The following is a 21,566-nucleotide window of genomic DNA, read 5'->3' on the forward strand; positions in this document are numbered from 1 at the left end:
CCGGGTCACCAGCTCAGGCCGTGGCCGAACGGGTAGAGCGGAGTGGTGGGCTGACCCGCCACCGGGATGTCGACCGGGAGCTTGCCGGTCGGCTTGATCTCGCCGTACAGGACCTTGGCCAGCGACTCCATCGAGACCGCCTGGTAGCCGTAGGTCGCCACGTAGGTCGGCGCCTGGTCGAAGTACGCGATGTCGTACGGGTCGCGAACGGCCACGACGATGACGGTCTTGCCGGTGGCGAGCAGGTCCTTGACCAGCTTCTGCTGCTTGGCCAGCTTGTCGGTGACCTTGGTGTCCCACGCCTTCTGGGTCAGGACGACGGTGACGTCGTTGGCCTGGGCCTTCGTCACGGCGTCGGCGATCGCGGCGTCGGTCGGGGCGGCGCCGGTCTGGGCGACCGTGGTGGTCGCGCCGCGCTTGCTGAGGCTGGTGGCCAGCGACTGGGTGGTGCTGACGCCCCAGCCGGTGACCAGCACCGACCGCGGGGTGTTGCTCAGCGGAAGGGTGCCGGCGTCGTTCTTGACCAGCGTGATCGACTTGTCGACGATCTGCTGGGCGGTGGCCAGGCTCTGCGGCGTACCGACCTTGGCGGGGACCTGGGCCGGGTCGACGAACGGCCGCAGCAGACCGCCGTTCTTCAGCTTGAGCAGCAGGATCCGCAGCAGGCTCTCGTCGATCCGGCGCTCGCTGATCCGGCCCGACTTCACCGCGTCCACGACGGCCTTGAACTGCACGTCCGGCGCGGGCGGCAGCAGCAGCTGGTCGGCGCCGGCCTCGAGCGCGCGGACCGCCACCTCGGCGTCGCCGTACTTGGCCCGGACCGCCGCCATCTCCAGCGCGTCGGTGATGATCAGGCCCTTGAAACCGAGCTCGTTGCGCAGGACGCCGGTCATGATCGGCTTGCTCAGCGTCGCCGGGTCACCGGACGGGTCCAGCGACGGGACCGAGATGTGCGCGGTCATGATCGAGTCGATGCCGGCCTTGATCGCGGCCTTGAACGGCGGCGCGTCGATGGTGTTCCACTCGGTCCGGGTGTGGTTGATCGTCGGCAGCGCGGTGTGGCTGTCGTCGACGGTGTCGCCGTGCCCCGGGAAGTGCTTCGCGGTCGCGGTGATCCCGGCGTCGCGCTGGTAGCCCTGGACCTGGGCGACGGTCATGTCGGAGACGAGCTTCGGGTCGCTGGAGTACGAGCGGACGCCGATCACCGGGTTGAGCGCGTTCACGTTCACGTCGGCGTCCGGCGCGTAGTCCTGCCGGATGCCCATCGCCTTCAGCTCACGACCGGTGATGCCGGCCGCGGTCCGGGCGTCCGCCGTGCTGCGGCTGGCGCCGTGGGCCATGTTGCCGCCGAACTGCGTGGCGGGCGGGCCGATCCGGACCACGACGCCCTGCTCCTGGTCGGTCGCGATCGTCAGCGGCACGTGCAGGCCGGTGCTGACCGCAGCCGACTGCAGCTGGTTCGAGTACGTCGCCAGCTGCGTCGGGTTCTGCACGTTGTCGCGGGCGTTGAAGTAGATCCAGCCGCCCGGCTTGTACTTCGCGACGACTTCGGCCGGCGTCGCGACGCCGTACAGGGCGGTGTTGCGGGGGTCGGGCGTGCTCGCGTCCGGCCCGTAGGCGAACAGCACGAACAGCTGGCCGATCTTCTCCTCCAGCGACATGCCCTTCATCGCCTGGGCAGCCTGCTGCAGGCTGGTGATCGGCTGCCGCGGTTCGGGCGGCGGCGCCGCGCCGGCGGCCGCCGGGACGAGGCCGACCACGGTCGCGGCGGCAAGACTGGCAATGGCTGAGCGGCGCAACGACGACATGACCGGCCCCTTGAAGTAAGTGAGTTACACGCATCTCCCCCGCACGCGAAAGTTACCCACGTCACCCAGGTGGGTCAAGGGGAAACGGCAAGTCATCCTCCCAGGCTTTCAGGGCGGCCAGCAGTTCCGGCTGCTGAACCGTGTCGAGCGCTTCGGTGAACGCGGCCGCGACGACGTCGGCGATCCGGACCGGTACGCCGCGGGCGGCGGACTGGACGGCGGCCTCGACCATCGCGACGCTGATCACGTTGGAGTGCACCTCGGACTGCGGGGTGCCGCCTGACCGGACCGCCGCGACGAACTCGGCCAGCGAGCCGGCGATCTCCTCCGGTTCGTCGGGCAACTCGGCGCCGAGCCCCTCGGAAACCGGTGGGTTCTCGCCGTCCCAGGTCGCGGTGCCGGCGGCGGTGACCGCTCTCCAGCGGCCGTTCCAGGAGGTTTCCTGGCCGGGCGCGCACCAGCTCCCGGTGAACGCGAAGCGGGTGCCGTTGGCGAACGTGAAGATCGCGTTCGCGGCCGCGTTCCCGTCGAACCAGCTCCAGTCCGGGTTGTACGACTCGCAGTACACCGAGACCGGTTCGGCACCGATCAGTTTGCGGGCCAGGTCGAACTGGTGGATCGCCATGTCGACCAGCAGCGGCTCGGCCATCCGCTCCCGGAACCCGGCGAAGTGCGGCGCCTTGAAGAACTCGCACGACAACGTCCCGACCGGGCCGAGCTCGGCGAGCTGCCGGCCGAACGCCGTACCGGCCCGGAAGTACCGACGGGACTGCGAGACCATCAGCAGCTTGCCGCTCACCTCCGAGGCGGCGACCATCGGCAGGCACTCACGGACCGTCTCGGCCAGCGGCTTCTCGCAGAGCACGGGCAGCCCGCGCAGCAGCGCGTTGATGCTGACCGTCGGGTGTGCGGCCGGCACGGTCACGTCGACCACCGCGTCGGCCTCGACGGCCAGCTCGTCCAACGATGTCGCCACCGGTACGTCGGCGTACCCGTGCTCCGCGGCCGCCGTCCGGGCCACGTCCGGGTCGAGGTCGACGAGGCCGGCCAGGACGACGTCGTGGTTGGCGGCGATCGTGCGCAGCCAGGCCCGGCCCATCCCTCCGGCCCCGACCTGGACCAGTCGTAGTGGTTCAGGCATCGGCAGGCTCTTCGATCGGGCCCTGGTACCCCTGACCGTTGAAGAAGTCGCCGGTCTCGTACCGCAGCAACGTCGGTACGGCGCGCTCCGGCCGGACCGTCTGCGCCCAGGCGACGCCGTTCGCGATCACCTTGCGGACGTCCTTGTGGTGGTAGACCGGGAAGTCCTGGTCGCCGGGCGAGAAGTAGAAGATCTTGCCGTGCCCGCGCCGCCAGGTGCAGCCCGACCGGAACACCTCGCCACCGGAGAACGACGACACGAAGATCAGCTCGTCGGGGACCGGGATGTCGAAGTACTCGCCGTACATCTCCTGCTGCTCGATCTCGATCGGGTGCGGAACGCCCTGCGCGATCGGGTGCGTCGGCGCGACCGTCCAGACCAGCTCGCGGTCGCGCTCGCTGCGCCAGCGCAGCGTGCACGACGTGCCCATCAGCTTGCCGAAGATCTTCGACCAGTGGCCGGAGTGCAGCACGACCAGGCCCATCCCGGCGAGCACGTGCTGGTGCACGCGGTCGACGACCTTGTCCTCGACCTCGCCGTGGGCGGCGTGGCCCCACCAGACCAGGACGTCGGTGTTCGCCAGCACCTCCTCGGTGAGGCCGTGCTCGGGCTCGTCGAGCGTCGTCGTACTGACTTCGGCCTGGTCGCCCAGGTTCTCCGCGATGCCGGCGGCGATCGCTGCGTGCATGCCGTCGGGGTAGAGCTCGGCGACGTGCGGCTCGACCTGCTCGTGCCGGTTCTCGCCCCAGACGAGGACTCTGATGCTCATGACGTCGTGTCCTTAAGGGTTTATTTGACCGCTCCGCCGACGGCGCCGGCGGCGATGTACTTCTGCGCGGCGACCAGCAGCACGACGGCCGGGATCGCCGAGAGGACCGCGGTGGCCATCACCGCGTTCCAGTTCTGCACCTGGGTGCCGAGGTACTGGTAGATCCCGAGCGTCACCGGCCGCACGCCGTCCTTGGTGGTCAGCGTCAGCGCGAACAGGAAGTCGCTCCAGGAGAAGAGGAAACTGAACAGTCCCGCGGTGATCAGGGAGTTCTTCGAGATCGGCAGCACGATCGCGACGAACGCGCGGAGCAGGCCGGCGCCGTCCACCCGGGCTGCCTCCACCAGCGACGGCGGCAGCGAGAGCATGAACGAGCGCAGGATCAGGATCGCGAACGGGATCCCACTGCTGCAGTTGGCCAGGATCAGGCCCGGGATCGAGTTCAGCAGCCCGAGCTTCTCGTAGGCCTGGTAGAGCGCGTTGGCGATCACGATGCCCGGGATCATCTGCGAGATCAGGATCGCCAGCAGCCCGATCGACACCCAGCGCGAGCGGAACTGCGAGAGCGCGTACGCGCACGGCGTCGCGATCGCCAGGCTGAGCACCACCGTCCCGGTCGCGATGATCAGGCTGGTGACCAGGTGCCCGCCCTGCTCGCTGAGCGCCCGCCGGTAGCCGGAGAAGCTCGGGTCGAGCGGCAGCAGGCCGGCCGTCAGCGTGTTGCCGGACGGCTGCAGCGACGCGTTCACCATCCAGTAGACGGGGAACAGCATCACGATCAGGATCAGGACGCCGAGCACGGAGAACACCGTCCGGCGTACGGCCGAGTCAGTCATGCCGGCCCCTCACTCGTCGACGGCGCGGCGGGTGCCGCGCAGGTAGAAGATCGCGAACAGGAACGACAAGGCGATCAGCAGGTTGCTCAGCGCCGCGCCCTCACCGAACTTGAAGTCGACGAACGACCGCTCGTACGACTGCGTGGCCAGCGTCTGCGTGGCGTTGGCCGGGCCACCGCCGGTCAGGCCGAGGATGATGTCCAGCACCTTGATCGTGTAGACGACCCCGAGCATCAGCACCACGCTCGCCACGGCCCGCAGGTTCGGCCAGGTGATGTGCGCGAACGCCCGCCAGCCCGTCGCGCCGTCCAGCTGACCGGCCTCGTACAGCTCGTCGGGGATCTCGGACAGCCCGGAGTACAGCAGCGTCACGTTGAACGGGATACCGATCCAGACGTTCACCGCGATCACCGCGATCAGCGCCACCGACGGCGAGTTCAGCCACGGCACCGGGTCGTCGAGCAGGCCGAGCCCCATCAGCGTCCGGTTGAGGATGCCGTTGTCCTGCTCGAGGATCGACCGCCAGGTCGCGCTCGACACGATCAGCGGCAGCAGCCACGGCAGCAGCAGCAGCGACCGCAGGAACCCGCTGAGCGGGAACCGGCGCCGGAAGAACAGCGCCAGTCCCAGCCCGATCGCGAACTGGAAGGCGATCGACCCGAGCGTGAACAACCCGGTGTTCACCATCGCCTGCGAGAACAGCTGGTGCTTCACCATCGCGCTGTAGTTGGCCAGCCCGACGAACGGCGCCTCGCCGGTGAAGAAGGTCCGCAGGCCGTAGTCCTGCAGACTCATCAGCAGGTTCTTCACCACCGGGTAGCCGAACAGCGCGATCATCGCGACCGCCGCCGGCAGGACGAACAGGAGCTTGGTCAGCTCCTCGCCCCGGCGACCGCGCCCACCCGCGCGCGGCCACCGGCGTACCGCCGGACGTGTCAGCGTTCCGTCCGCCATCGCGATCAGCCGCCGGAGGCCTGCTTGAAGGCGTCCTGGGGAGAGGCCTTGCCGGTCAGGGCGAGCTGGACCGCCTGGTAGATCACCTTCGCGGCGTCCGGCCACTTCTCACCGAGCTTGCCGGTCCGGGACCGGGCGTTCTTGACCTGCTCGGTGAACGCGGCCATCGACGGCACGTCCTTGACGTAGGTGTCGAGCAGCGCGGTCCGGGTCGGCACCGTGAACCGGGCCTTGGCCCAGGTCAGCTCGTTCTCGTCCGAGGTCAGGCACTTCACGAAGTCCGCGGCCTTCTGCTGCTTGGCCTGGTCCTTGTTCAGCGGCACGGTCCAGGCCTCGCCACCCAGCGGCGCGACCGGTGTCTGACCGACCTTGTTCACCGGGAACTGGACGACGCCCCACTTGACGTTGGGCGTGGTCTGCAGCGACGGGATCTGCCACGGGCCGTTCACCATCATCGCGGCCTTGCCGGCGGCGAACTGGTCCTTCGCGTCGCCCTGGGTCCAGTTGACGACGCTCTTCGACGCCGACCCGGACTGCACGAGATCCGTCCACAGCTGCAGGGCTTCGGCCACCTGCGGGCTGGTCAGGTCGGTCTCGTCGCCACCGTTGGTCCACATCGCCGGCAGGAACTGCCAGGCACCCTCGTACGTCGCGTTGGCGTTGAAGGCGATGCCGTACCGGCCCGGCTTGGTCAGCTTCTTCGCCGCGGCCTTCAGCTCGTCCCACGTCTTCGGCGGCTGAACGCCCGCCTCGGTGAGCATCTGGGTGTTGTAGAACAAGGCGATCGTGTTGACCACCGGCGCGAGGCCGTAGAGCTTGCCGTCGTACGAGCCGGCGTCGACGATGCCCTGCGCGAAGCCTTCCGAGGTCACGCCCATGTCGTTCAGCGGAGCGAGCGCCCCGGTCGCGGCGATCTGCTGGACGTCGGGGTTGTCGAGCATCAGGACGTCGGGCAGCGTCTTCGACGACGCCTGCTGGAGCACCTTCTGGATCAAGGTGTCACCAGGCACCGTCTCCCGCTGGATGCTGATCCCGAGCTTGGTCGCGCAGCCGTCGAGACCCTTCTGCACCAGGGCCTTGTCCGGGTCGTTGTTGTAGTAGTCGAGCACGGTGAGGCTGCTGACGGTGGCGCCCGACGCGGCCGGGCCGTCGTCACTGTCGCCGCAGGCTGCCAGCAGAAGTGGCAGCGCCGTCGCACCCGCCACCAGAGCGGTGATCCGCTTGCTGATCATGACATCGGACTCCTTCGGGGAATCGACGATCGAAGCGCTCGACCACGGCCGCGGGGCTGGTTGCCAGTGCTTGCCGGGCGGACGGTAAAGCGCTTAACTGAGATTCCAAGGACTATGTTCCTTGGGTCACACTGCTGTCAAGAGTTCGAGGGGGCGCATCGATGGCGACGATGCAGGAAGTCGCGGACCGCGCGGGGGTGTCGATCGCGACCGTGTCGTTCCTGCTGAACGACACCAAACCGGTCGCCGCCGCGACCCGGGCGCGGATCGAGCAGGCGATGGCCGACCTCGGCTACCGGCGCAACGTGGTCGCGCGGGCGCTGGCCAGTCGCCGGACGCACATCATCGCGATGGCGTACCCCGCGTTGGAGCACAAGTTCGGGACGTCGACGGCGGAGTTCTTCACCAGCGCGGCCGAGGCGGCGCGCGAGGACGACTACCACCTGGTGCTCTGGCCGGTCGGCAACGACGGCGTCGAACTGCGCGAGCTGCTCGGCCAGGGGCTGGTCGACGGGGTCGTGCTGATGGAGGTCCAGCTGGACGACGCGCGGGTCGGCGTACTGCGAGAGACCGGTACGCCGTTCGCGATGATCGGGCGGACGACCGAGCTCGAGGGCCTGACCCACGTGGACATCGACTTCGACACCACGGTCGCGGACGCCGTTGCCCACTTGTACGACCTCGGGCATCGGCAGCTGGTGCTGGTCTCGGGCGATCTGGACGACCCGCGCTTCCACGCCTACGGCCCGTGGGTGCGGATCGGCGACGCGTACCGGCGGATCGCGGCCGAGCACCGGCTGGAGATCGTCGTCGTCGAGTGCTCGGACACGACGCGCGCGGGCCACGAGGCCGCGGCTCAGATCGTGCGCGACCACCCTGGGACGACGGCGGTGCTGGTGATGAACGAGTTCGCCGCCCTGGGGGTCACCGCCGGTCTGCAACGGCTGGGGCGGGACGTGCCCGGCGACTTGTCGGTGCTTCCGTTGCTGATGGTCCCGGAGACCGCGGCCATGAGTAATCCGGAGCTCACGATCATGCGGACGCCTGGTCCGGAGCTTGGGCGGCTCGGCACGCAGTCGCTCATTCGGCATCTGGAAGGAGCCGCGCCGCTTCCGCCGCAGCTGGTGCCCGCCAAGCTCGTTCCTGGAGAGTCGGTGGGCCGGCCTCGGTCGGCTTCAGCGGAAGGGATCGGCGGCCGGTAGCCACCCGTCCGGATCGTCGATCGTCTGCACGTCCTGGGTCAGCGCCTCGATCGCGGCCAGGACTGACGGCCTGGTCTCGCTCTCCCGCGAGACCAGCGACCACGTCCAGTACGGCGTCGGCCGGTCGACCTGCCGCTGGACCAGATCGGGCGGCAGCGAGATCCCGGTCCGTTTCGGCGAGCTGAGCACCGGCCGGCGCAACCGGCGGACGTGCTCGAAGAACGCCGGGCCGGTGATGCCCTCGTCGTCGATGCGCTCGACCGTCGCGCCGGTCGCGGCCGCGAACTCCTCGGCGTACAGGTTCCAGGACGACCAGGCGGCGCTGCCGTCGTCCACCAGGACCACCGCCTGCTCGGCCTTCACCGGCTTCGTCCCAGGGCGAGCGCTCAACGCGAAGAGCCGGTCGACGCCGATCAGCCGGGCGGTCAGGCCCTGCTCCTGGAGGTCGTCGGTCCGGACCCAGCAGATCGCCAGGTCGATGCTGCCGTCGGCGACCCGGCTCGCCTGGGTGTGCGACGGCATCACCCACGGATCGACGACCAGGTGCGCGACTCCGGTCGTCCGCGTCACCAGGTCTTTGGGGTACCAGCTGACGTACCCGAGCCGGACGCAGTCCGCGCCGTCCAGGCCGGCCGCCGTACGGCGTAACGCGTCGGCCTGCTCGAGCAGCTCACGGGTCTTCGGCAGCAGGGCCTCACCGGACGGCGTGAGCGTGACCGAGCGCCGGTCGCGCTCGAACAGCTTGACCCCGAGGTCGCGCTCCAGCGACTTGATCTGCTGGGACAGCGACGGCCCCGCGATCAGCAGGCGCGCGGCGGCCCGGCCGAAGTTGAGCTCCTCGGCCACCGCGACGAAGTACCGCAACTGACGCAACTCCACCTGCTGATCGTACGGCGCTGTGAGCTTCGGCCTCCCAGCAGAGAGGAACTCGGTCGTTCGGAAACGCCGTCCGGCGAGCGACGCTCAAGACATGGACAACACGCAGAAAGTAGCAATCGTCACGGGCGCGTCGCAGGGCATCGGCGAGGGGCTGGTGACGGCGTACCGCAAGCTCGGGTACGCCGTGGTCGCCAACTCGCGCTCGATCGGACGCTCCGGTGACCCGATGGTCGTGACCGTGCCCGGCGACATCGCCGCCCCCGGCACCGGAACCCGGATCGTCGAGGCCGCGCTGGCCGAGTTCGGACGGGTCGACACGCTGGTCAACAACGCCGGCGTCTTCGTCGCCAAGCCGTTCACCGAGTACACCGACGAGGACTTCGACCTGGTCACCGGGGTGAACCTGCGCGGCTTCTTCGAGGTCACCCAGCAGGCGATCAAGGCGATGCTGGAGTTCGGCGGCGGCCACCTGGTGAACATCTCGACGGCGCTGGTGGACCACGCGAACACCGCCGTACCGTCGGTGCTGGCCTCGCTGACCAAGGGTGGGCTGAACGCGGCGAGCAAGTCGCTGGCGATCGAGTACGCCGGTCGCGGGATCCGCTCCAACACCGTTGCCCTCGGCATCATCCAGACGCCGATGCACGCCCCGGAGACGCACGCCGCGCTGGCGACCCTGCACCCGGTGGGCCGGATCGGCGCGATCGCGGACGTGGTGGACGCCGTCACCTACCTGGAGAACGCCCCGTTCGTCACCGGCGCCCTCCTCCACGTCGACGGCGGCCAGAGCGCCGGCCACTGACCAGTCTCCCTGAGGAGAACCGTGATGACCCCCATGTCGCTGCCCGGCCGTCGGCAGGCTTCGGCCGCCGGCAGGCTTCGGCAGCCCACGGCCGGCTGGGGACTGGCCGGCCAGGGCGCGGCTGCACTGGCGGCCGGCATGGGGGTCGGGCGATTCGTCTACACGCCGATCCTGCCGCTGATGCAGCTGTCACCGCGGGTCGGCGCGGGCCTGGCGACCGCGAACTACCTCGGTTACCTGCTCGGCGCGGTGATCACCATCGCCGCGCCCCCGCTGGTGCGGTCCCGGCTCGTCCTCCGCGCCGCGCTGGTCGTCCTGGTCGCCACGCTGGCTTTGATGCCAACGGCAACCACCTGGTGGCCGGCGCTCCGCCTCCTGGCCGGTGTCGCCAGCGCGCTGATCTTCGTCGGCGCGTCCACCACGATGCTGACCACCTTGTCGCCGCACCTGGTCGGCTGGTCCATCGGCGGCGTCGGCGCGGGCATCGCCCTGTCCGGCGTCGCCGTACTGGCCGTCCACACGTGGCAGCAGGCCTGGTGGACGGCGACCGCGCTGGCCGCCGTACTGACTGCCATCGCCTGGCGCCTCCCGGCAGCAACTCCCCCAGCCACCCATCGACAGCCCCGACCAACGCCGGCCGGACGGCGATCATTCGCCGTCGCCCTCACCAGCTACTCGCTCGAAGGCGTCGGCTACATCATCGCCGGAACGTTCCTGGTGGCCGCGATCGACCAGTCCGTCCCCGGCCACGCCGGCACGGCGGCCTGGATCCTCGTCGGCCTGGCAGCGCTGCCGTCGTCAGCCTTCTGGGCCTGGCTGAGCCACAAGCACTCGCGCCGCGGCCTGCTGGTCTCCGCCCTCGTGCTGCAGTCCTTCGGCATCGCCCTGCCCGCAGTCCTCGGCGGCGTCGTACCGGCCCTGCTCTCGGCCGCCCTGTTCGGCGCCACGTTCCTCGGCATCAACACCACGGTCCTCGCCATCGGAGCCGAACTCCGCATCCCCCGCGCGGTCGCCATCCTCACCACCGGCTACAGCATCGGCCAGGTCCTGGGCCCGCTCGCCGTCAACCCGTTGCTCCACAACGGCTACCGCCTTCCCCTCCTGCTGGGCGCCGCACTGGTCGCCCTGGCAGCAACCACAGCCACCTTCCTCACAAACCAGGAGTCCTGATGAGCACCACCGACATCCTCACCACCGTCGCCAACCAGTGGCGCGCCGCCGTCAACGCCCACGACCCGAAGCTGGTCGCGTCGTACTTCACCCCCGACGCCATCTTCCAGGGCCTCCACCCGTACTCGGTCGGCCCCGAAGGCGTAGCCGAGTACTACGCCGCCCAGCCCCTCGGCATGACCGCCGACTACACGGTCCTCGAAACCCGCCAACTGACCGACGACCTGATCCTCGGCTACCTCACCGTCGACTTCGCTTTCGTGGACCGCCCCACCAAGACCGTCAACCTCGCCCTCCTCCTCAAGAAGACCCCAGAAGCCTGGCAGATCACCCACTACCAGGTGTCGTTGTTGCCGTAATCGGGCAGATCCCCGGGCACCACGGGGCAGATCACGGATTCGCCTGACAGACACCACCAGATGTGCAAGGCTTGAACCAGCTCCCCAGGTGCTGCTTGGAGAGAAGTGAAGCTGGGCATCCCGCCGGAACGACGGGCCCCAGCTTTCGCGCTTTCCAGGGCCGGCCGACGGCGCGACACTGAGTTCAACCCGGAGCTGACTGCTCACCGCACCACCCGTCGTACCGCGTGATCACCCCGGCCAACTGATCCACCCACCGCTGATCCCCGAGCACCGCCGCCGTCACCGCACCCGCGACCGCATCGGGCAACCACAGCATCGGCTCCTCGACCGGCCTGGCAAAGGCGACCTTCAGCTCCTTGGACACCAGCCCCTTGTCACGCTCGCCATCGGCGCTCCGACCGCGACAATCGCCCGCACATCGAGGGTCGCGATCATGGCGGCGATGCGGTCCCGGCGCTTGACCGACTCCGTCACCCAGTGCAGGCGTACGCCGGGACGGATCGACAGGTCGCGGGCGGTGCGGCGTAGGTCCTCGCACTCGGCAGCGGTGACGACCGCCGCCATTGTGTACGTCCCCTCGGCTCCGGGACGGGTGGTGACGATCGACTCGTCGAGCCAGGCCAGCGGGCTCGGATCGGCGGCAGGGCTGGGCATCCTCGGATCCTGCAGCGTGCGTCACGTATTCGGCGGCGACGTGCCCAGGGCATTCAGGGGCACCTCGGGGCAGGTTTCCGCAGCGTGCGGAGGTCCTTCGGCCGCCTGCGGACCTCCGCTCGCCGGGCGTCAGGCGAGTTGCTCGCGGACCCAGCGGGGATCGGGGTTGACTCGTTGCTCGTTGCCCACGACCACGGTGGGGACGGTCTCGTCTCCGCCGGTGATCGCGCGGACCGCGGCGGCGCCGGCCGGGTCGGACCAGATGTTCACCCAGTACGCCGTACGCGCGCGGCGGCCGAGCTTGCGGCGTAGGCGCAGGCAGTACGAGCACCCCGGCCGCCAGTAGATGATCGGCCGACCGTCGACGGCGGCCAGGCGCGAAGCCTCGGCGGCTGTCGTCGGACGGGGAAACGCCAACGGCGACAGGACAATCCCCACAGCTACGAAGGCGACCAGCTCGAAGAGCCCGAGCAGCGCCCGCCCCGCGAGGAACTGGCTCCCCGACGTCAGCAGCCCGACCAAGAGAAACGCCCCGGCCATACCCCACGTTCGGAGTACGCCGGGGCGTCGCATCGGGCTCAGAGCTTCAGTGCGCTCGCGACAACGTCCGCCAGCGAGTGCGCCACGTCGTGGGCGGTGTCCGAGGACTCGGCCTCGACCATCACCCGGACGAGCGGCTCGGTGCCGGACGGGCGGAGCAGCACGCGGCCGGTGTCGCCGAGACGCCGGGTGGCCTCGGTGACGGCGGACTGCACGGTCGGGTCGGTGCCGGCACGGGTCTTGTCGACGTTCGGGACGTTGACCAGGACCTGCGGCAGCCGCGTCATCACGGCGGCCAGCTCACGCAACGACTTGCCGGTCGAGGCGACCCGGGCCAGCAGCATGACGGCGGTCAGCGTGCCGTCGCCGGTGGTGGCGTGGTCGGACAGGATCACGTGCCCGGACTGCTCACCGCCCAGCTTGTGGCCGCCGGCCTTCATCGCCTCCAGCACGTACCGGTCGCCGACCTTGGTCTGCTCGACCGCGATCTGCTCGCGGACCATCGCCTGGACGAAGCCGAGGTTGCTCATCACGGTCGCGACGACGGTGTCGTTGGTCAACCGCCCGCTGTCGCGCATCGCCAGGGCCAGGACGGCGAGGATCTGGTCGCCGTCCACGAACTCGCCGGTGTCGTCGATCGCCAGGCACCGGTCGGCGTCGCCGTCGAGCGCGATGCCGAGATCGGCGCCGTGCCCGATCACCTCGCGGCGCAGCCCCTCCATGTGGGTGGAGCCGCACTCGAGGTTGATGTTCAGGCCGTCCGGGCTGGCGGCGTACGTGATCACCTCGGCGCCGAGGCGCCGCAGGGCTTCCGGTGCCGTCAGGGACGCGGCACCGTTCGCGCAGTCGATCACGACCTTGAGGCCGTCGAACCGGTTGGGCGCGGACCGGACCAGGTGCGCTACGTAGGTCTCGAAGCCCTGGCCGTCGTCGAGCACCCGCCCGACGGCCTTGCCGGTCGGGCGCTGCCACTCCTCGCCCATCCGGGCTTCGATGGCGTCCTCGATCGGGTCGTCGAGCTTGATCCCGCCGCGGGCCAGGAACTTGATGCCGTTGTCCGGCATCGGGTTGTGGCTGGCCGACAACATCACACCCAGGTCGGCACCGGTGGAACCGGTCAGGTACGCGACCGCGGGGGTCGGCAGTACGCCGAGCTTGAAGACGTCGACGCCGGCGCTGGCCAGACCGGCCACGACGGCGGCTTCCAGGAACTCACCACTGGCACGCGGATCCCGGCCCACAACGGCGCGTGGCCGGTGCCCTTCGAAGGCACCGGCCTCGCCGAGTACGTGAGCGGCGGCGACCGAGAGGTCGAGCGCCAGCTCCGCGGTCAGGTCCACGTTCGCCAGGCCACGGACGCCGTCCGTGCCGAACAAACGCGCCATCAGGTGATCAGCGCTTGCTGTACTGCGGAGCCTTACGGGCCTTCTTGAGACCGGCCTTCTTGCGCTCCTTGATCCGCGCGTCGCGGCTGAGCAGACCGGCCTTCTTCAGACCCGGGCGGTTCGCCTCCTCGTCAGCGGCGTTCAGGCAGCGGGCGATGCCCAGCTGCAGGGCGCCGGCCTGACCGGTGATGCCACCGCCGTTGATCCGGGCGATGACGTCGTAGGAGCCCTCGAGACCGGCGACCACGAACGGCTCGTTCACGTGCTGCTGGTGAACCTTGTTCGGGAAGTACACGTCGATCGGCTTGCCGTTGACGGTGATGTTGCCGGTGCCGGGGATGAGGCGGACGCGAGCGACGGCCTCCTTACGGCGGCCGGTCGCGCCGGCCGGGTTGATCACCGCGACGCGGCCGGACTCGGCGCGCTGCTCCGGGCTCGGGTTCGTCTCGGAGGTGTACGCGACCGGGCCCTCGGTGTCGATGGGGACCTCAAGGTCGGTCTCGGTCTCGTTGGTGGTGACGTCGCTCACGCTGGAAATCCTCGTTTACCTGGCTCGTCGATCGCTCTACTGGGCGATCTGGGTGATCTCGAACGGCTTCGCCTGCTGGGCCGCGTGCGGGTGCTCCGGACCGGCGTACACCTTCAGCTTGGTGAGCAGCTTCCGGCTCAGGCGGTTCTTCGGCAGCATGCCCCAGACAGCCTTCTCGACGGCCTTACGGGGGTCCTTGTCCAGGATCTCGCCGATCGGGGTGGCCGTCAGACCGCCCGGGTGACCCGAGTGGCGGTAGGCCAGCTTGTCCGTCCGCTTGCTGCCGGACAGGGCGATCTTGGACGCGTTGACGACGACGACGAAGTCGCCACCGTCGACGTGCGGGGCGAAGGTCGGCTTGTGCTTGCCACGCAGAAGAATTGCGATCTGGACGGCGAGCCGACCGAGCGTGACGTCGGTGGCGTCGATCACGTGCCACTCACGGGTGACGTCAGCAGGCTTCGGGCTGTACGTGCGCACGGTCGTTGACCTTCGTTTCTCAGAGGTTGACAAAAATAGGACGTCGGCGAGCGGTATCACCGGGACCGGTGCAGACCTGGAACGCACAACAGCAGCCCAGAATACCGGCGGTGGCACGTCGGGGTCAAAGTGAGCGTGAACGGCCCGGGGACCCCGGGTTGGAACCGAACTCCGACCGCACTAGTTTAGCGGTGAAGAACAGAAGTCCGAACCGCGTCCCGCCGCTGACGATCACCCTCACTGGCACCGGCGATGACGCCAGCTTCCGAAGAGGGCACCGTGACCGAACAGTCGCTCACCGTCCGGGACAACCGGACCGGCAAGGACTACGACCTTGCCATCACCGACGGCACCATCCGTGCCGCAGATCTCAAGCAGATCAGCGCTACCGACGGAGACGGTGGCCTGGCCACCTACGACCCCGGCTTCGTCAACACCGCCTCGACCCGCTCCTCGGTCACCTTCATCGACGGTGACAAGGGCATCCTGGAGTACCGCGGCTACCCGATCGAGCAGCTCGCCGAGCAGTCGAACTACCTCGAGGTCGCCTACCTGCTGGTCAACGGCAAGCTGCCGAACAAGGCCGAGTACGAGGGCTGGGCGCACGACGTGACGTATCACACGTTCGTGCACGAGAACCTGAAGACCTTCATGCAGGGCTTCCGGTACGACGCCCACCCGATGGGCATGCTGCTGGCCTCGGTCGGCGCGCTGTCGACGTTCTACCCCGAGTCGCGGGAGATCTTCGACGAGCAGTCGCGGGCGCTGCAGATCCGCCGGCTGATCGCGAAGATGCCGACGCTCGGCGCGTTCGCCTACCGCCACGCGCAGGGCAAGCCGTACGTCTACCCCGACAACGAGCTCAGCTACGCGGCGAACTTCCTGTCGATGCTGTTCAAGATGAGCGAGCCCAAGTACGCCGCCGACGACCGTCTGGTGCGCGCGCTGGAGATCCTGTTCATCCTGCACGCCGACCACGAGCAGAACGCCTCCACCAACGCGGTGCGGGCGATCGGCTCGACCCAGGTCGACCCGTACAGCGCCGTCACCGGCGGCATCGCCGCCCTCTACGGCCCGCTGCACGGCGGCGCCAACGAGGCCGTGCTGAAGATGCTGCGCCGGATCGGCACCGTCGACAACGTCCCGTCGTTCATCGAGGGCGTCAAGAACGGCGAAGAGCGGCTGATGGGCTTCGGCCACCGGGTCTACAAGAACTACGACCCGCGCGCCAAGATCATCAAGAAGGCCGCCGACGACGTGTTCGAGGTGACGGGCATCAACCCGCTGCTGAAGATCGCCGTCGAGCTGGAGAAGATCGCGCTGGAGGACGAGTACTTCGTCTCCCGCAAGCTCTACCCGAACGTGGACTTCTACTCCGGCCTGATCTACGAGGCCCTGCAGTTCCCGCCGGAGATGTTCACCGTGCTGTTCGCCATCCCGCGCACCTCGGGCTGGCTGGCCCAGTGGCTGGAGAGCCTCGGCGACAGCGACCAGAAGATCGCCCGCCCGAAGCAGATCTACACCGGCGCCCGCGGCATCGACTACGTCCCGATGGGCGACCGCTGATCAGCACCTGACCCCCTTCCCGGCAAGGGAATTGGGACGGCCCCGGCCCGGCAACTCTGCCGCGGACCGGGGCCGTTGTGCGCTTCTGCCGACTACGACGCAGCCACCGGGCCGCGCGGTTCCCGGGCCGCGGCGAAGACCTGGTCGAGCGTTCCGCGGGCCCGCGCCATCGCGACGTGGTCGACGTAGTCGCGGGACTCGACGATCTGCCCGTCCCGCACCCGCAGGACGAAGACGCACGGCACCCGGAACGACGCGCCGTCGGCGGTCCGCGTCCCGGCGTACTCGAACTCGGCGACGATCACCTCGGGGTCCGCGGTCTCGTGCACCCGGACGTTGTCCGGCGTGAACCGGATGGCCTGGGCGACCCGCGGGCCGGTGCCGCCGAAGTGCTCGCGCAGCGCGTCGCGGCTGAGCAGCGGGTGGTCGCCGCCGGGCGCCATCGGGTGCCGGACGTCGGTCTGTTCGGCGTACAGGCCGGGCAGGCTCGCGTAGTCGCCGTCGGCGACGCCGTGGACCAGGCGCAGGAAGACCTCGGTGGGTGTCATCAGCGGCTCCTAAACGAAGTGACGACTCCGAATATATGGAGTGCGAACTTCGGTTACAACCGAATTGCGTCGCCGAGCGTCTCCTACGCTGTGCGGGACGAAGGAGGGTGGGCGGGTGCGAGCTGACGCGCGGGACAACCGGGAGCGGATCCTCACCGCGGCCGAGCAGGTGTTCGGGCGGTCGACGGCCGCCTCGACCGACGACGTGGCGAAGCTGGCGGGGGTCGGGATCGCGACCGTCTTCCGGCACTTCCCGACCAAGGTGGAGCTGCTGGAGGCGGTGCTGACGCTGCGGCTGCAGCGGCTGCGGGACACCGCCCGCGAGCTGGCCGGCGCGAGCAACCCCGGTACGGCGTTCTACGAGTTCTTCAGCCAGGTGGTCGCGGAGGCGGGCTCCAAGCTGGCGATCGCCGAGGCACTCGGCGCGGCCGGCAGCGCTCCTGGCGAGCACGCCCGGCAGGCCGGCGCCGAGATGCGCCAGGCCTTCGGTGAGCTGCTCGTCAAGGCCCAGCGCAGCGGAGCGGTCCGTGCCGACGCCCAGTTCCCCGAGGTGTACGCCCTGCTCGTCGGAGCCTCCCGCGGCGCGACCGCGACCGGTCTGGATGTGGAGGTCCGCGACCGGATGCTCTCCCTCCTGTACGACGGGCTGCGGCCGCGCCGGTGAGGAAGCGGTGGGCGCGCTGGTCACGCCGGCGCCGAGTGATCACCGTCCTGCTGCTGGCCTTCCTGCTGGCGATCCCAGTACCTCTCGCGGCGTACGCCGTGTCGCTCCGCCTCCACTACACCGGCGACCCGTCGCCGCAGGCCCTCACCCGCGGCCGGGACGCCCTGTGGCTCGGCCATGCCTGGGTGGACGGCCGCAAGACCGCGGCTGACGTCACCGCGCTGGCCAAGCGCCTCTCCACGACCGGAGTGCGCGACCTGTACGTCCACGCCGGACCGCTGGAGCACGACGGCAGCCTGCCGCTGGCAGAGGTCTCCCCCAAGGCCCGCTGGTTCACCGACGCCATGAGCAAGGCTGCTCCCGCCGTACGGGTGCAGGCCTGGCTGGGCGACGTCGTACAGCCCGCCAAGAACCCGGGCATGGACCTGGACGACCAGGCCGTGCGCGACGGGGTGACGGCGTCGTCCGAGGCCGTGCTCGACCAGGGCTTCGACGGCATCCACTTCGACTTCGAGCCGGTCCACTCCGGGTCCCGTGGCTTCCTCGCCGTACTGGACCAGGTCCACCAGGTCACGGCCGCCCGCAACGTCCGGCTGTCGGTCGCCGCGGCCCAGATCGACCCGCTCTGGTCCGTGAACTCCCTCGCCCTGGCCATCGCCGACGAGGGCAAGTGGTGGTCCCAGGACTACTTCGCCGAGGTGGCCCGCCGGGTCGAGCAGATCGCGGTGATGTCCTACGACACCGCCATGCCCCTGGAGTCCCTGTACGGCGGCTACGTCGCCCAACAGACCCAGCTGGCCCTGGAGGTCGTCCCCGACCGCGTAGACCTCCTGATGGGCCTTCCGGCGTACTGGGAGAACAACCCCAGCCACTGGGGCAAGGCCGAAACCGTCGAGGCCGCGGTCCGCGGCGCCCGCCTCGGCCTGGGCACCTCACCCAAGCAGAACTTCGGCCTGGCGATCTACGTCGACTTCACCGCCACCGAAGCCCACTGGAACGCCTACACGACCGGCTGGGTGAGCAAGCCCTAGCGAGCGCGCTCGACGCGGCCCTCGTCCCAGACCGGTTCGGTCGACTCGTAGACCGAGCCGTCGGAGCCGAAGACCAGGTAGCGGTCGAAGTCGCGGGCGAACCAGCGGTCGTGGGTGACCGCCAGGACCGTGCCGTCGAAGGAGTCGAGCCCCTCCTCCAGCGCCTCGGCGGACTCGACGTCGAGGTTGTCGGTGGGCTCGTCGAGCAGCAGCAGCGTCGCGCCGGACAGCTCGAGCAGCAGGATCTGGAAACGCGCCTGCTGACCGCCGGACAGGCTGTCGAAGGACTGCTCGGCCGCGTGCGCCAGCTCGTACCGGTCCAGCTTCCGCGACGCCAGCTCGCGACCCATGCCGTCGCGGTGCTCGTCGCCGCGGTGCAGGATCTCCAGCAACGTCCGTCCGGCCAGCTCCGGGTGCTCGTGGGTCTGCGCGAACCAGCCCGGCCGTACCCGCGCACCGAGCTTGGCCATACCGGTGTGCGCGACCGACGGGATCTCCACCTCGCCGACCGGCTGGTGCTCGACGTCCGGGTCGGAGCCGCCGTTGGCCAGCAGGCGCAGGAAGTGCGACTTGCCGGAACCGTTGGAGCCCAGCACCGCCACGCGTTCGCCGTACCAGACCTCCAGGTCGAACGGCTTCATCAGACCGGTCAGCTCGAGCCCGGTGGCCACGACGGCGCGCTTGCCCGTCCGGCCGCCGGTGAGCCGCATGCTGACCTTCTGCTCGCGCGGGATCGCCTGCGGCGGGCCGGCCTCCTCGAACTTGGCCAGCCGGGTCTGTGCCGCCTTGTAGCGCGACGCCAGGCCGTCGTTGTACGCCGCCTTGGTCTTGTACATCAGCACCAGCGCCTTGAGCTTGGCGTGCTCCTCGTCCCAGCGGCGGCGCAGCTCCTCCAGCCGCTCGAACCGGTGCTTGCGGGCCTCGTGGTAGGTCTTGAAGCCGCTGCCGTGCGTCCAGATCGTGTTGCCGGCCGCACCGAGCTCGACGGTGACGATCCGGGTTGCTGTGTTGGCCAGCAGCTCCCGGTCGTGGCTGATGTAGAGCACCGTCTTGGGGGTCGCGTTGAGCTGCTCCTCGAGCCAGCGCTTGCCCGGTACGTCGAGGTAGTTGTCCGGCTCGTCCAGCATCAGCACTTCGTCCGGACCGCGCAGCAGCGCCTCCAGCACGAGCCGCTTCTGCTCACCGCCCGACAGCGTCTTCACCTCACGCCAACGGCAGTTGTCGAACGGGATGCCGAGCGCCGCCGTCGTACAGACGTCCCAGAGCACCTCGGCGTCGTACCCGCCGACCTCGCCCCAGTCCGAGACGGCCTGGGCGTAGCGCAGCTGGGTCTTCTCGTCGTCGGCCTCCATCATCTTCAGCTCGGCCTCGTCGAGCGTGGCCGCGGCGGTCCGGATCGCCTCCGGCGCGACGCTGAGCAGCAGGTCGCGCACGGTCGAGGTGTCCCGCACCGAGCCGACGAACTGCCGCATCACGCCGAGCCCGCCCGACCGCGCGATGCTGCCGCTGTGCGGCTTCAGGTCGCCCGCGATGATCTTGGTCAGCGTCGTCTTGCCGGACCCGTTCGCACCGACCAGCGCGACCTTGGCGCCGTCGCCGACCCGGAACGTGATGTCGTCGAGCAGCACCCGCCCGTCCGGCAGTTCGAACCCGATTCCAGCGACGTCCACGTGACCCATGCGCCCAGTCTGACGGGCGGGTCACAGGACGGCGAACGGTTATCGCCTACCAGCCCTTCAGGTGGTCCAGGTAGATCCCGCCGGCCGGGCGCACCGAGCCGGTCATGAACAGCTTGAGCGGCGCGGCGAACAGCCCGTACGTCGTACTGCCGTTGAGGAATCCGGCCGTCGCGCAGCCGTCGTACTGGACCCAGATCTCGCGGATGCCCGCCGCGGTGGTGAACCGCAGCACGATCGCCTCCGACGGCCGGGCCGCCTCGGGCGTGCACTTGAAGACCGGCAGCGCCGGGTTGCGCTCGGGCAGCACCTTGATCGCGTCGACGACCTGCTGGGCGACGTAGTCGTCGAAGCTCTGGGAACCGAGCAGCTCCTGGTTGCCCGGCGTCAGCCCGTACCGACAGGCCTCCAGGCTGGTCACGCGGACAGTCAGGTCGAGACCAGTGGCAGCTGAAGGACCGGCGTCCCCGCTGTAGATGGCCGGTTCGGGCAGGCAGCCGGTGGCCGTGTCCTTCTGCGGCTGCTGCTCCCCGGTGTACTCGGGACCCTCCGCCGCATTGTCGGCACTGCCCGCGCTGTTGGTCGCCACCGGCGACTCCGAACCGATCGCAGTCCACACACCGCCGCCGACCACCGCCACCGCGACCACAGCGGCCGCAGCAGCCAGCAGGTTCTTCCGGCGTTGCCGAACTCGCTGGCGCGCCTTGGCAGCCAGGCCCCGGCTGTGCATGTCGAACGAGGTGTCGGCCTTGGCCTTGAACGCGTCAGCCACGGCAGGGCCGAGTTCCTGCTCCTGGTCGTCGTACTCAGGCATCGTCGGCTCCTTCCTTGGTCAGCGTCTTCTTCAGTACGGCGAGCGCCCGGTGCACGTGCGACCGGGCCGTCGCCTCCGCACAGTGCAGCAGCACGCCGATCTCGGCGTACGACAGCTCCTCGTAGAAGCGCAGCACCACCGCGGCCCGCTGTCGGTCCGGCAGGGTCTTGCAGAGCTCCCAGACCGCCTCGGCCTCCGCGCGGTCCGCCGTACCGTCCGGGGCCGCGGCCGACCGGTCCGGCTCGGAGACCGGCGCCTCCCGCCTGCGGAACCGCCGCCACCAGGAGATGTGGGCGTTGACCACCATCCGCTTGACGTAGGCCTCGGGGTCGTCGGCCCGGCTGACCCGGCCCCAGCGCGCACAGGCCGTCGTCAGCGCGTCCTGGACCGCGTCCTCGGCCAGCGACTTGTCGCCGGTCAGCACGTAGGCGAACCGCAGCAGCGCGTCGGCGCGCTCGCCGACGAAAGTCTCGAAGTCGAGCGCGGGCGCACTGGTCATTGGCTCCGCCAAGGCTGCCTCCATA

At 69.6% G+C, this 21,566-nt stretch carries 24 protein-coding genes; 7 read left to right on the forward strand and 17 right to left on the reverse strand.

All coding sequences use genetic code 11. The annotated features are described in order from the left end of the window. Positions 1-5: 5 nt before the first annotated feature. The 6 genes from ABD235_RS33215 to ABD235_RS33240 form a co-directional block, all read right to left on the reverse strand. Positions 6-1,808 (reverse strand): glycoside hydrolase family 3 protein, encoded by a 1,803-nt coding sequence (locus ABD235_RS33215; RefSeq protein WP_344181457.1) that lies wholly within the window; start codon positions 1,806-1,808, stop codon positions 6-8. A gap of 61 nt (positions 1,809-1,869) precedes the next feature. Continuing rightward, positions 1,870-2,949: a Gfo/Idh/MocA family protein gene (locus tag ABD235_RS33220; RefSeq protein ID WP_344181459.1), complete on the reverse strand. Its 1,080-nt coding sequence runs from the start codon at positions 2,947-2,949 to the stop codon at positions 1,870-1,872. Next, positions 2,942-3,718 carry a ThuA domain-containing protein gene (locus ABD235_RS33225; protein ID WP_344181461.1) on the reverse strand — a complete coding sequence of 259 codons (777 nt, stop codon included), beginning with the start codon at positions 3,716-3,718 and terminating at the stop codon, positions 2,942-2,944. The genes ABD235_RS33220 and ABD235_RS33225 overlap by 8 nt, the downstream gene beginning before the upstream one ends. Positions 3,719-3,738: 20 nt before the next feature. Next, positions 3,739-4,554 (reverse strand): carbohydrate ABC transporter permease, encoded by an 816-nt coding sequence (locus ABD235_RS33230; RefSeq protein ID WP_344181463.1) that lies wholly within the window; start codon positions 4,552-4,554, stop codon positions 3,739-3,741. A 9-nt stretch (positions 4,555-4,563) separates the two neighbouring features. Continuing rightward, on the reverse strand, positions 4,564-5,508 hold the full coding sequence (locus tag ABD235_RS33235) for a carbohydrate ABC transporter permease (RefSeq protein ID WP_344181465.1): 945 nt from the start codon (positions 5,506-5,508) through the stop codon (positions 4,564-4,566). 5 nt (positions 5,509-5,513) lie between these two features. Then, positions 5,514-6,740: an ABC transporter substrate-binding protein gene (locus tag ABD235_RS33240; RefSeq protein ID WP_344181466.1), complete on the reverse strand. Its 1,227-nt coding sequence runs from the start codon at positions 6,738-6,740 to the stop codon at positions 5,514-5,516. A 161-nt stretch (positions 6,741-6,901) separates the two neighbouring features. On the opposite strand from ABD235_RS33240, the gene ABD235_RS33245 reads away from it, so the two are divergent. After that, positions 6,902-7,942, forward strand: coding sequence for a LacI family DNA-binding transcriptional regulator (locus ABD235_RS33245; protein ID WP_344181468.1), 1,041 nt, complete (start codon positions 6,902-6,904; stop codon positions 7,940-7,942). Here the strand turns inward: ABD235_RS33245 and ABD235_RS33250 are convergent. Then, the gene (locus ABD235_RS33250) at positions 7,916-8,821 is read right to left on the reverse strand and encodes a LysR family transcriptional regulator (protein WP_344181470.1); all 906 of its coding nucleotides are present in this window, start codon (positions 8,819-8,821) and stop codon (positions 7,916-7,918) included. The genes ABD235_RS33245 and ABD235_RS33250 overlap by 27 nt on opposite strands. A 91-nt stretch (positions 8,822-8,912) precedes the next feature. Between ABD235_RS33250 and ABD235_RS33255 the strand changes: the two genes are divergently transcribed. Genes ABD235_RS33255 through ABD235_RS33265 form a run of 3 tightly spaced genes read left to right on the forward strand, consistent with a single transcriptional unit; the run spans position 8,913 to position 11,152 of the window. Further along, a complete protein-coding gene (locus ABD235_RS33255) occupies positions 8,913-9,623 on the forward strand; it encodes an SDR family NAD(P)-dependent oxidoreductase (RefSeq protein ID WP_344181472.1) in 711 nt (236 codons plus the stop codon). A 24-nt stretch (positions 9,624-9,647) separates the two neighbouring features. Then, positions 9,648-10,793, forward strand: coding sequence for a YbfB/YjiJ family MFS transporter (locus ABD235_RS33260; protein WP_344181474.1), 1,146 nt, complete (start codon positions 9,648-9,650; stop codon positions 10,791-10,793). Next, entirely contained in the window at positions 10,793-11,152 is a 360-nt protein-coding gene (locus ABD235_RS33265) for a YybH family protein (protein ID WP_344181476.1), read from the forward strand. The genes ABD235_RS33260 and ABD235_RS33265 overlap by 1 nt, the downstream gene beginning before the upstream one ends. Positions 11,153-11,336: 184 nt before the next feature. On the opposite strand, the gene ABD235_RS33270 is transcribed toward ABD235_RS33265, so the two are convergent. The 6 genes from ABD235_RS33270 to rplM all read right to left on the reverse strand — a co-directional run bounded on the left by ABD235_RS33270 (position 11,337) and on the right by rplM (position 14,743). Further along, positions 11,337-11,519, reverse strand: a complete 183-nt coding sequence (locus ABD235_RS33270) for a hypothetical protein (RefSeq protein ID WP_344181478.1) — start codon at positions 11,517-11,519, stop codon at positions 11,337-11,339. Continuing rightward, positions 11,504-11,809 carry a hypothetical protein gene (locus ABD235_RS33275; protein ID WP_344181480.1) on the reverse strand — a complete coding sequence of 102 codons (306 nt, stop codon included), beginning with the start codon at positions 11,807-11,809 and terminating at the stop codon, positions 11,504-11,506. The genes ABD235_RS33270 and ABD235_RS33275 overlap by 16 nt, the downstream gene beginning before the upstream one ends. Before the next feature lie 129 nt (positions 11,810-11,938). Continuing rightward, entirely contained in the window at positions 11,939-12,349 is a 411-nt protein-coding gene (locus ABD235_RS33280) for a glutaredoxin domain-containing protein (protein ID WP_344181482.1), read from the reverse strand. A gap of 38 nt (positions 12,350-12,387) precedes the next feature. Beyond that, on the reverse strand, positions 12,388-13,734 hold the full coding sequence (gene glmM / locus ABD235_RS33285; RefSeq protein ID WP_344181484.1) for a phosphoglucosamine mutase: 1,347 nt from the start codon (positions 13,732-13,734) through the stop codon (positions 12,388-12,390). Positions 13,735-13,741: 7 nt separating this feature from the next. Further along, positions 13,742-14,263, reverse strand: coding sequence for a 30S ribosomal protein S9 (gene rpsI / locus ABD235_RS33290; protein ID WP_344181486.1), 522 nt, complete (start codon positions 14,261-14,263; stop codon positions 13,742-13,744). Positions 14,264-14,299: 36 nt separating this feature from the next. Beyond that, on the reverse strand, positions 14,300-14,743 hold the full coding sequence (gene rplM, locus ABD235_RS33295) for a 50S ribosomal protein L13 (protein ID WP_344181488.1): 444 nt from the start codon (positions 14,741-14,743) through the stop codon (positions 14,300-14,302). Positions 14,744-15,022: 279 nt separating this feature from the next. On the opposite strand from rplM, the gene ABD235_RS33300 reads away from it, so the two are divergent. Beyond that, on the forward strand, positions 15,023-16,309 hold the full coding sequence (locus ABD235_RS33300; protein WP_337925876.1) for a citrate synthase: 1,287 nt from the start codon (positions 15,023-15,025) through the stop codon (positions 16,307-16,309). A 92-nt stretch (positions 16,310-16,401) separates the two neighbouring features. Here ABD235_RS33300 and ABD235_RS33305 read toward each other — a convergent pair whose 3' ends face one another. Next, entirely contained in the window at positions 16,402-16,857 is a 456-nt protein-coding gene (locus ABD235_RS33305) for a nuclear transport factor 2 family protein (protein WP_344181490.1), read from the reverse strand. Positions 16,858-16,972: 115 nt separating this feature from the next. Here ABD235_RS33305 and ABD235_RS33310 point away from each other — a divergent pair, with 115 nt between their 5' ends. Next, the gene (locus ABD235_RS33310) at positions 16,973-17,521 is read left to right on the forward strand and encodes a TetR/AcrR family transcriptional regulator (RefSeq protein ID WP_344181492.1); all 549 of its coding nucleotides are present in this window, start codon (positions 16,973-16,975) and stop codon (positions 17,519-17,521) included. A gap of 35 nt (positions 17,522-17,556) precedes the next feature. Continuing rightward, positions 17,557-18,552 carry a glycoside hydrolase family 18 protein gene (locus ABD235_RS33315; RefSeq protein WP_344181494.1) on the forward strand — a complete coding sequence of 332 codons (996 nt, stop codon included), beginning with the start codon at positions 17,557-17,559 and terminating at the stop codon, positions 18,550-18,552. On the opposite strand, the gene ABD235_RS33320 is transcribed toward ABD235_RS33315, so the two are convergent. The 3 genes from ABD235_RS33320 to ABD235_RS33330 are packed head-to-tail and all read right to left on the reverse strand — an operon-like array spanning position 18,549 to position 21,553. After that, complete coding sequence (locus tag ABD235_RS33320; protein WP_344181496.1) at positions 18,549-20,231, reverse strand: ABC-F family ATP-binding cassette domain-containing protein; 1,683 nt, start codon at positions 20,229-20,231, stop codon at positions 18,549-18,551. The two genes, ABD235_RS33315 and ABD235_RS33320, sit on opposite strands and share 4 nt — an antisense overlap. Positions 20,232-20,277: 46 nt before the next feature. Continuing rightward, positions 20,278-21,042: a hypothetical protein gene (locus ABD235_RS33325; protein ID WP_344181497.1), complete on the reverse strand. Its 765-nt coding sequence runs from the start codon at positions 21,040-21,042 to the stop codon at positions 20,278-20,280. Then, positions 21,035-21,553, reverse strand: coding sequence for a SigE family RNA polymerase sigma factor (locus ABD235_RS33330; RefSeq protein ID WP_344181499.1), 519 nt, complete (start codon positions 21,551-21,553; stop codon positions 21,035-21,037). The genes ABD235_RS33325 and ABD235_RS33330 overlap by 8 nt, the downstream gene beginning before the upstream one ends. Positions 21,554-21,566 lie beyond the last annotated feature (13 nt).

Origin of the sequence: Kribbella lupini (assembly GCF_039529595.1) — a bacterium.
GTDB classification, from domain to species: Bacteria; Actinomycetota; Actinomycetes; order Propionibacteriales; family Kribbellaceae; genus Kribbella; species Kribbella lupini.

Excerpts from the sequence above, each read along its gene's own strand:
- ABD235_RS33280 (WP_344181482.1), bottom strand. The coding sequence starts at position 12,349 with ATGGCCGGGGCGTTTCTCTTGGTCGGGCTGCTGACGTCGGGGAGCCAG.
- ABD235_RS33240 (WP_344181466.1), bottom strand. The coding sequence starts at position 6,740 with ATGATCAGCAAGCGGATCACCGCTCTGGTGGCGGGTGCGACGGCGCTG.
- ABD235_RS33305 (WP_344181490.1), bottom strand. The coding sequence starts at position 16,857 with ATGACACCCACCGAGGTCTTCCTGCGCCTGGTCCACGGCGTCGCCGAC.
- glmM (WP_344181484.1), bottom strand. The coding sequence starts at position 13,734 with ATGGCGCGTTTGTTCGGCACGGACGGCGTCCGTGGCCTGGCGAACGTG.
- ABD235_RS33230 (WP_344181463.1), bottom strand. The coding sequence starts at position 4,554 with ATGACTGACTCGGCCGTACGCCGGACGGTGTTCTCCGTGCTCGGCGTC.
- ABD235_RS33255 (WP_344181472.1), top strand. The coding sequence starts at position 8,913 with ATGGACAACACGCAGAAAGTAGCAATCGTCACGGGCGCGTCGCAGGGC.
- ABD235_RS33325 (WP_344181497.1), bottom strand. The coding sequence starts at position 21,042 with ATGCCTGAGTACGACGACCAGGAGCAGGAACTCGGCCCTGCCGTGGCT.
- ABD235_RS33225 (WP_344181461.1), bottom strand. The coding sequence starts at position 3,718 with ATGAGCATCAGAGTCCTCGTCTGGGGCGAGAACCGGCACGAGCAGGTC.
- ABD235_RS33320 (WP_344181496.1), bottom strand. The coding sequence starts at position 20,231 with ATGGGTCACGTGGACGTCGCTGGAATCGGGTTCGAACTGCCGGACGGG.
- ABD235_RS33245 (WP_344181468.1), top strand. The coding sequence starts at position 6,902 with ATGGCGACGATGCAGGAAGTCGCGGACCGCGCGGGGGTGTCGATCGCG.
- ABD235_RS33215 (WP_344181457.1), bottom strand. The coding sequence starts at position 1,808 with ATGTCGTCGTTGCGCCGCTCAGCCATTGCCAGTCTTGCCGCCGCGACC.
- ABD235_RS33275 (WP_344181480.1), bottom strand. The coding sequence starts at position 11,809 with ATGCCCAGCCCTGCCGCCGATCCGAGCCCGCTGGCCTGGCTCGACGAG.
- ABD235_RS33260 (WP_344181474.1), top strand. The coding sequence starts at position 9,648 with ATGACCCCCATGTCGCTGCCCGGCCGTCGGCAGGCTTCGGCCGCCGGC.
- ABD235_RS33220 (WP_344181459.1), bottom strand. The coding sequence starts at position 2,949 with ATGCCTGAACCACTACGACTGGTCCAGGTCGGGGCCGGAGGGATGGGC.
- ABD235_RS33235 (WP_344181465.1), bottom strand. The coding sequence starts at position 5,508 with ATGGCGGACGGAACGCTGACACGTCCGGCGGTACGCCGGTGGCCGCGC.
- ABD235_RS33265 (WP_344181476.1), top strand. The coding sequence starts at position 10,793 with ATGAGCACCACCGACATCCTCACCACCGTCGCCAACCAGTGGCGCGCC.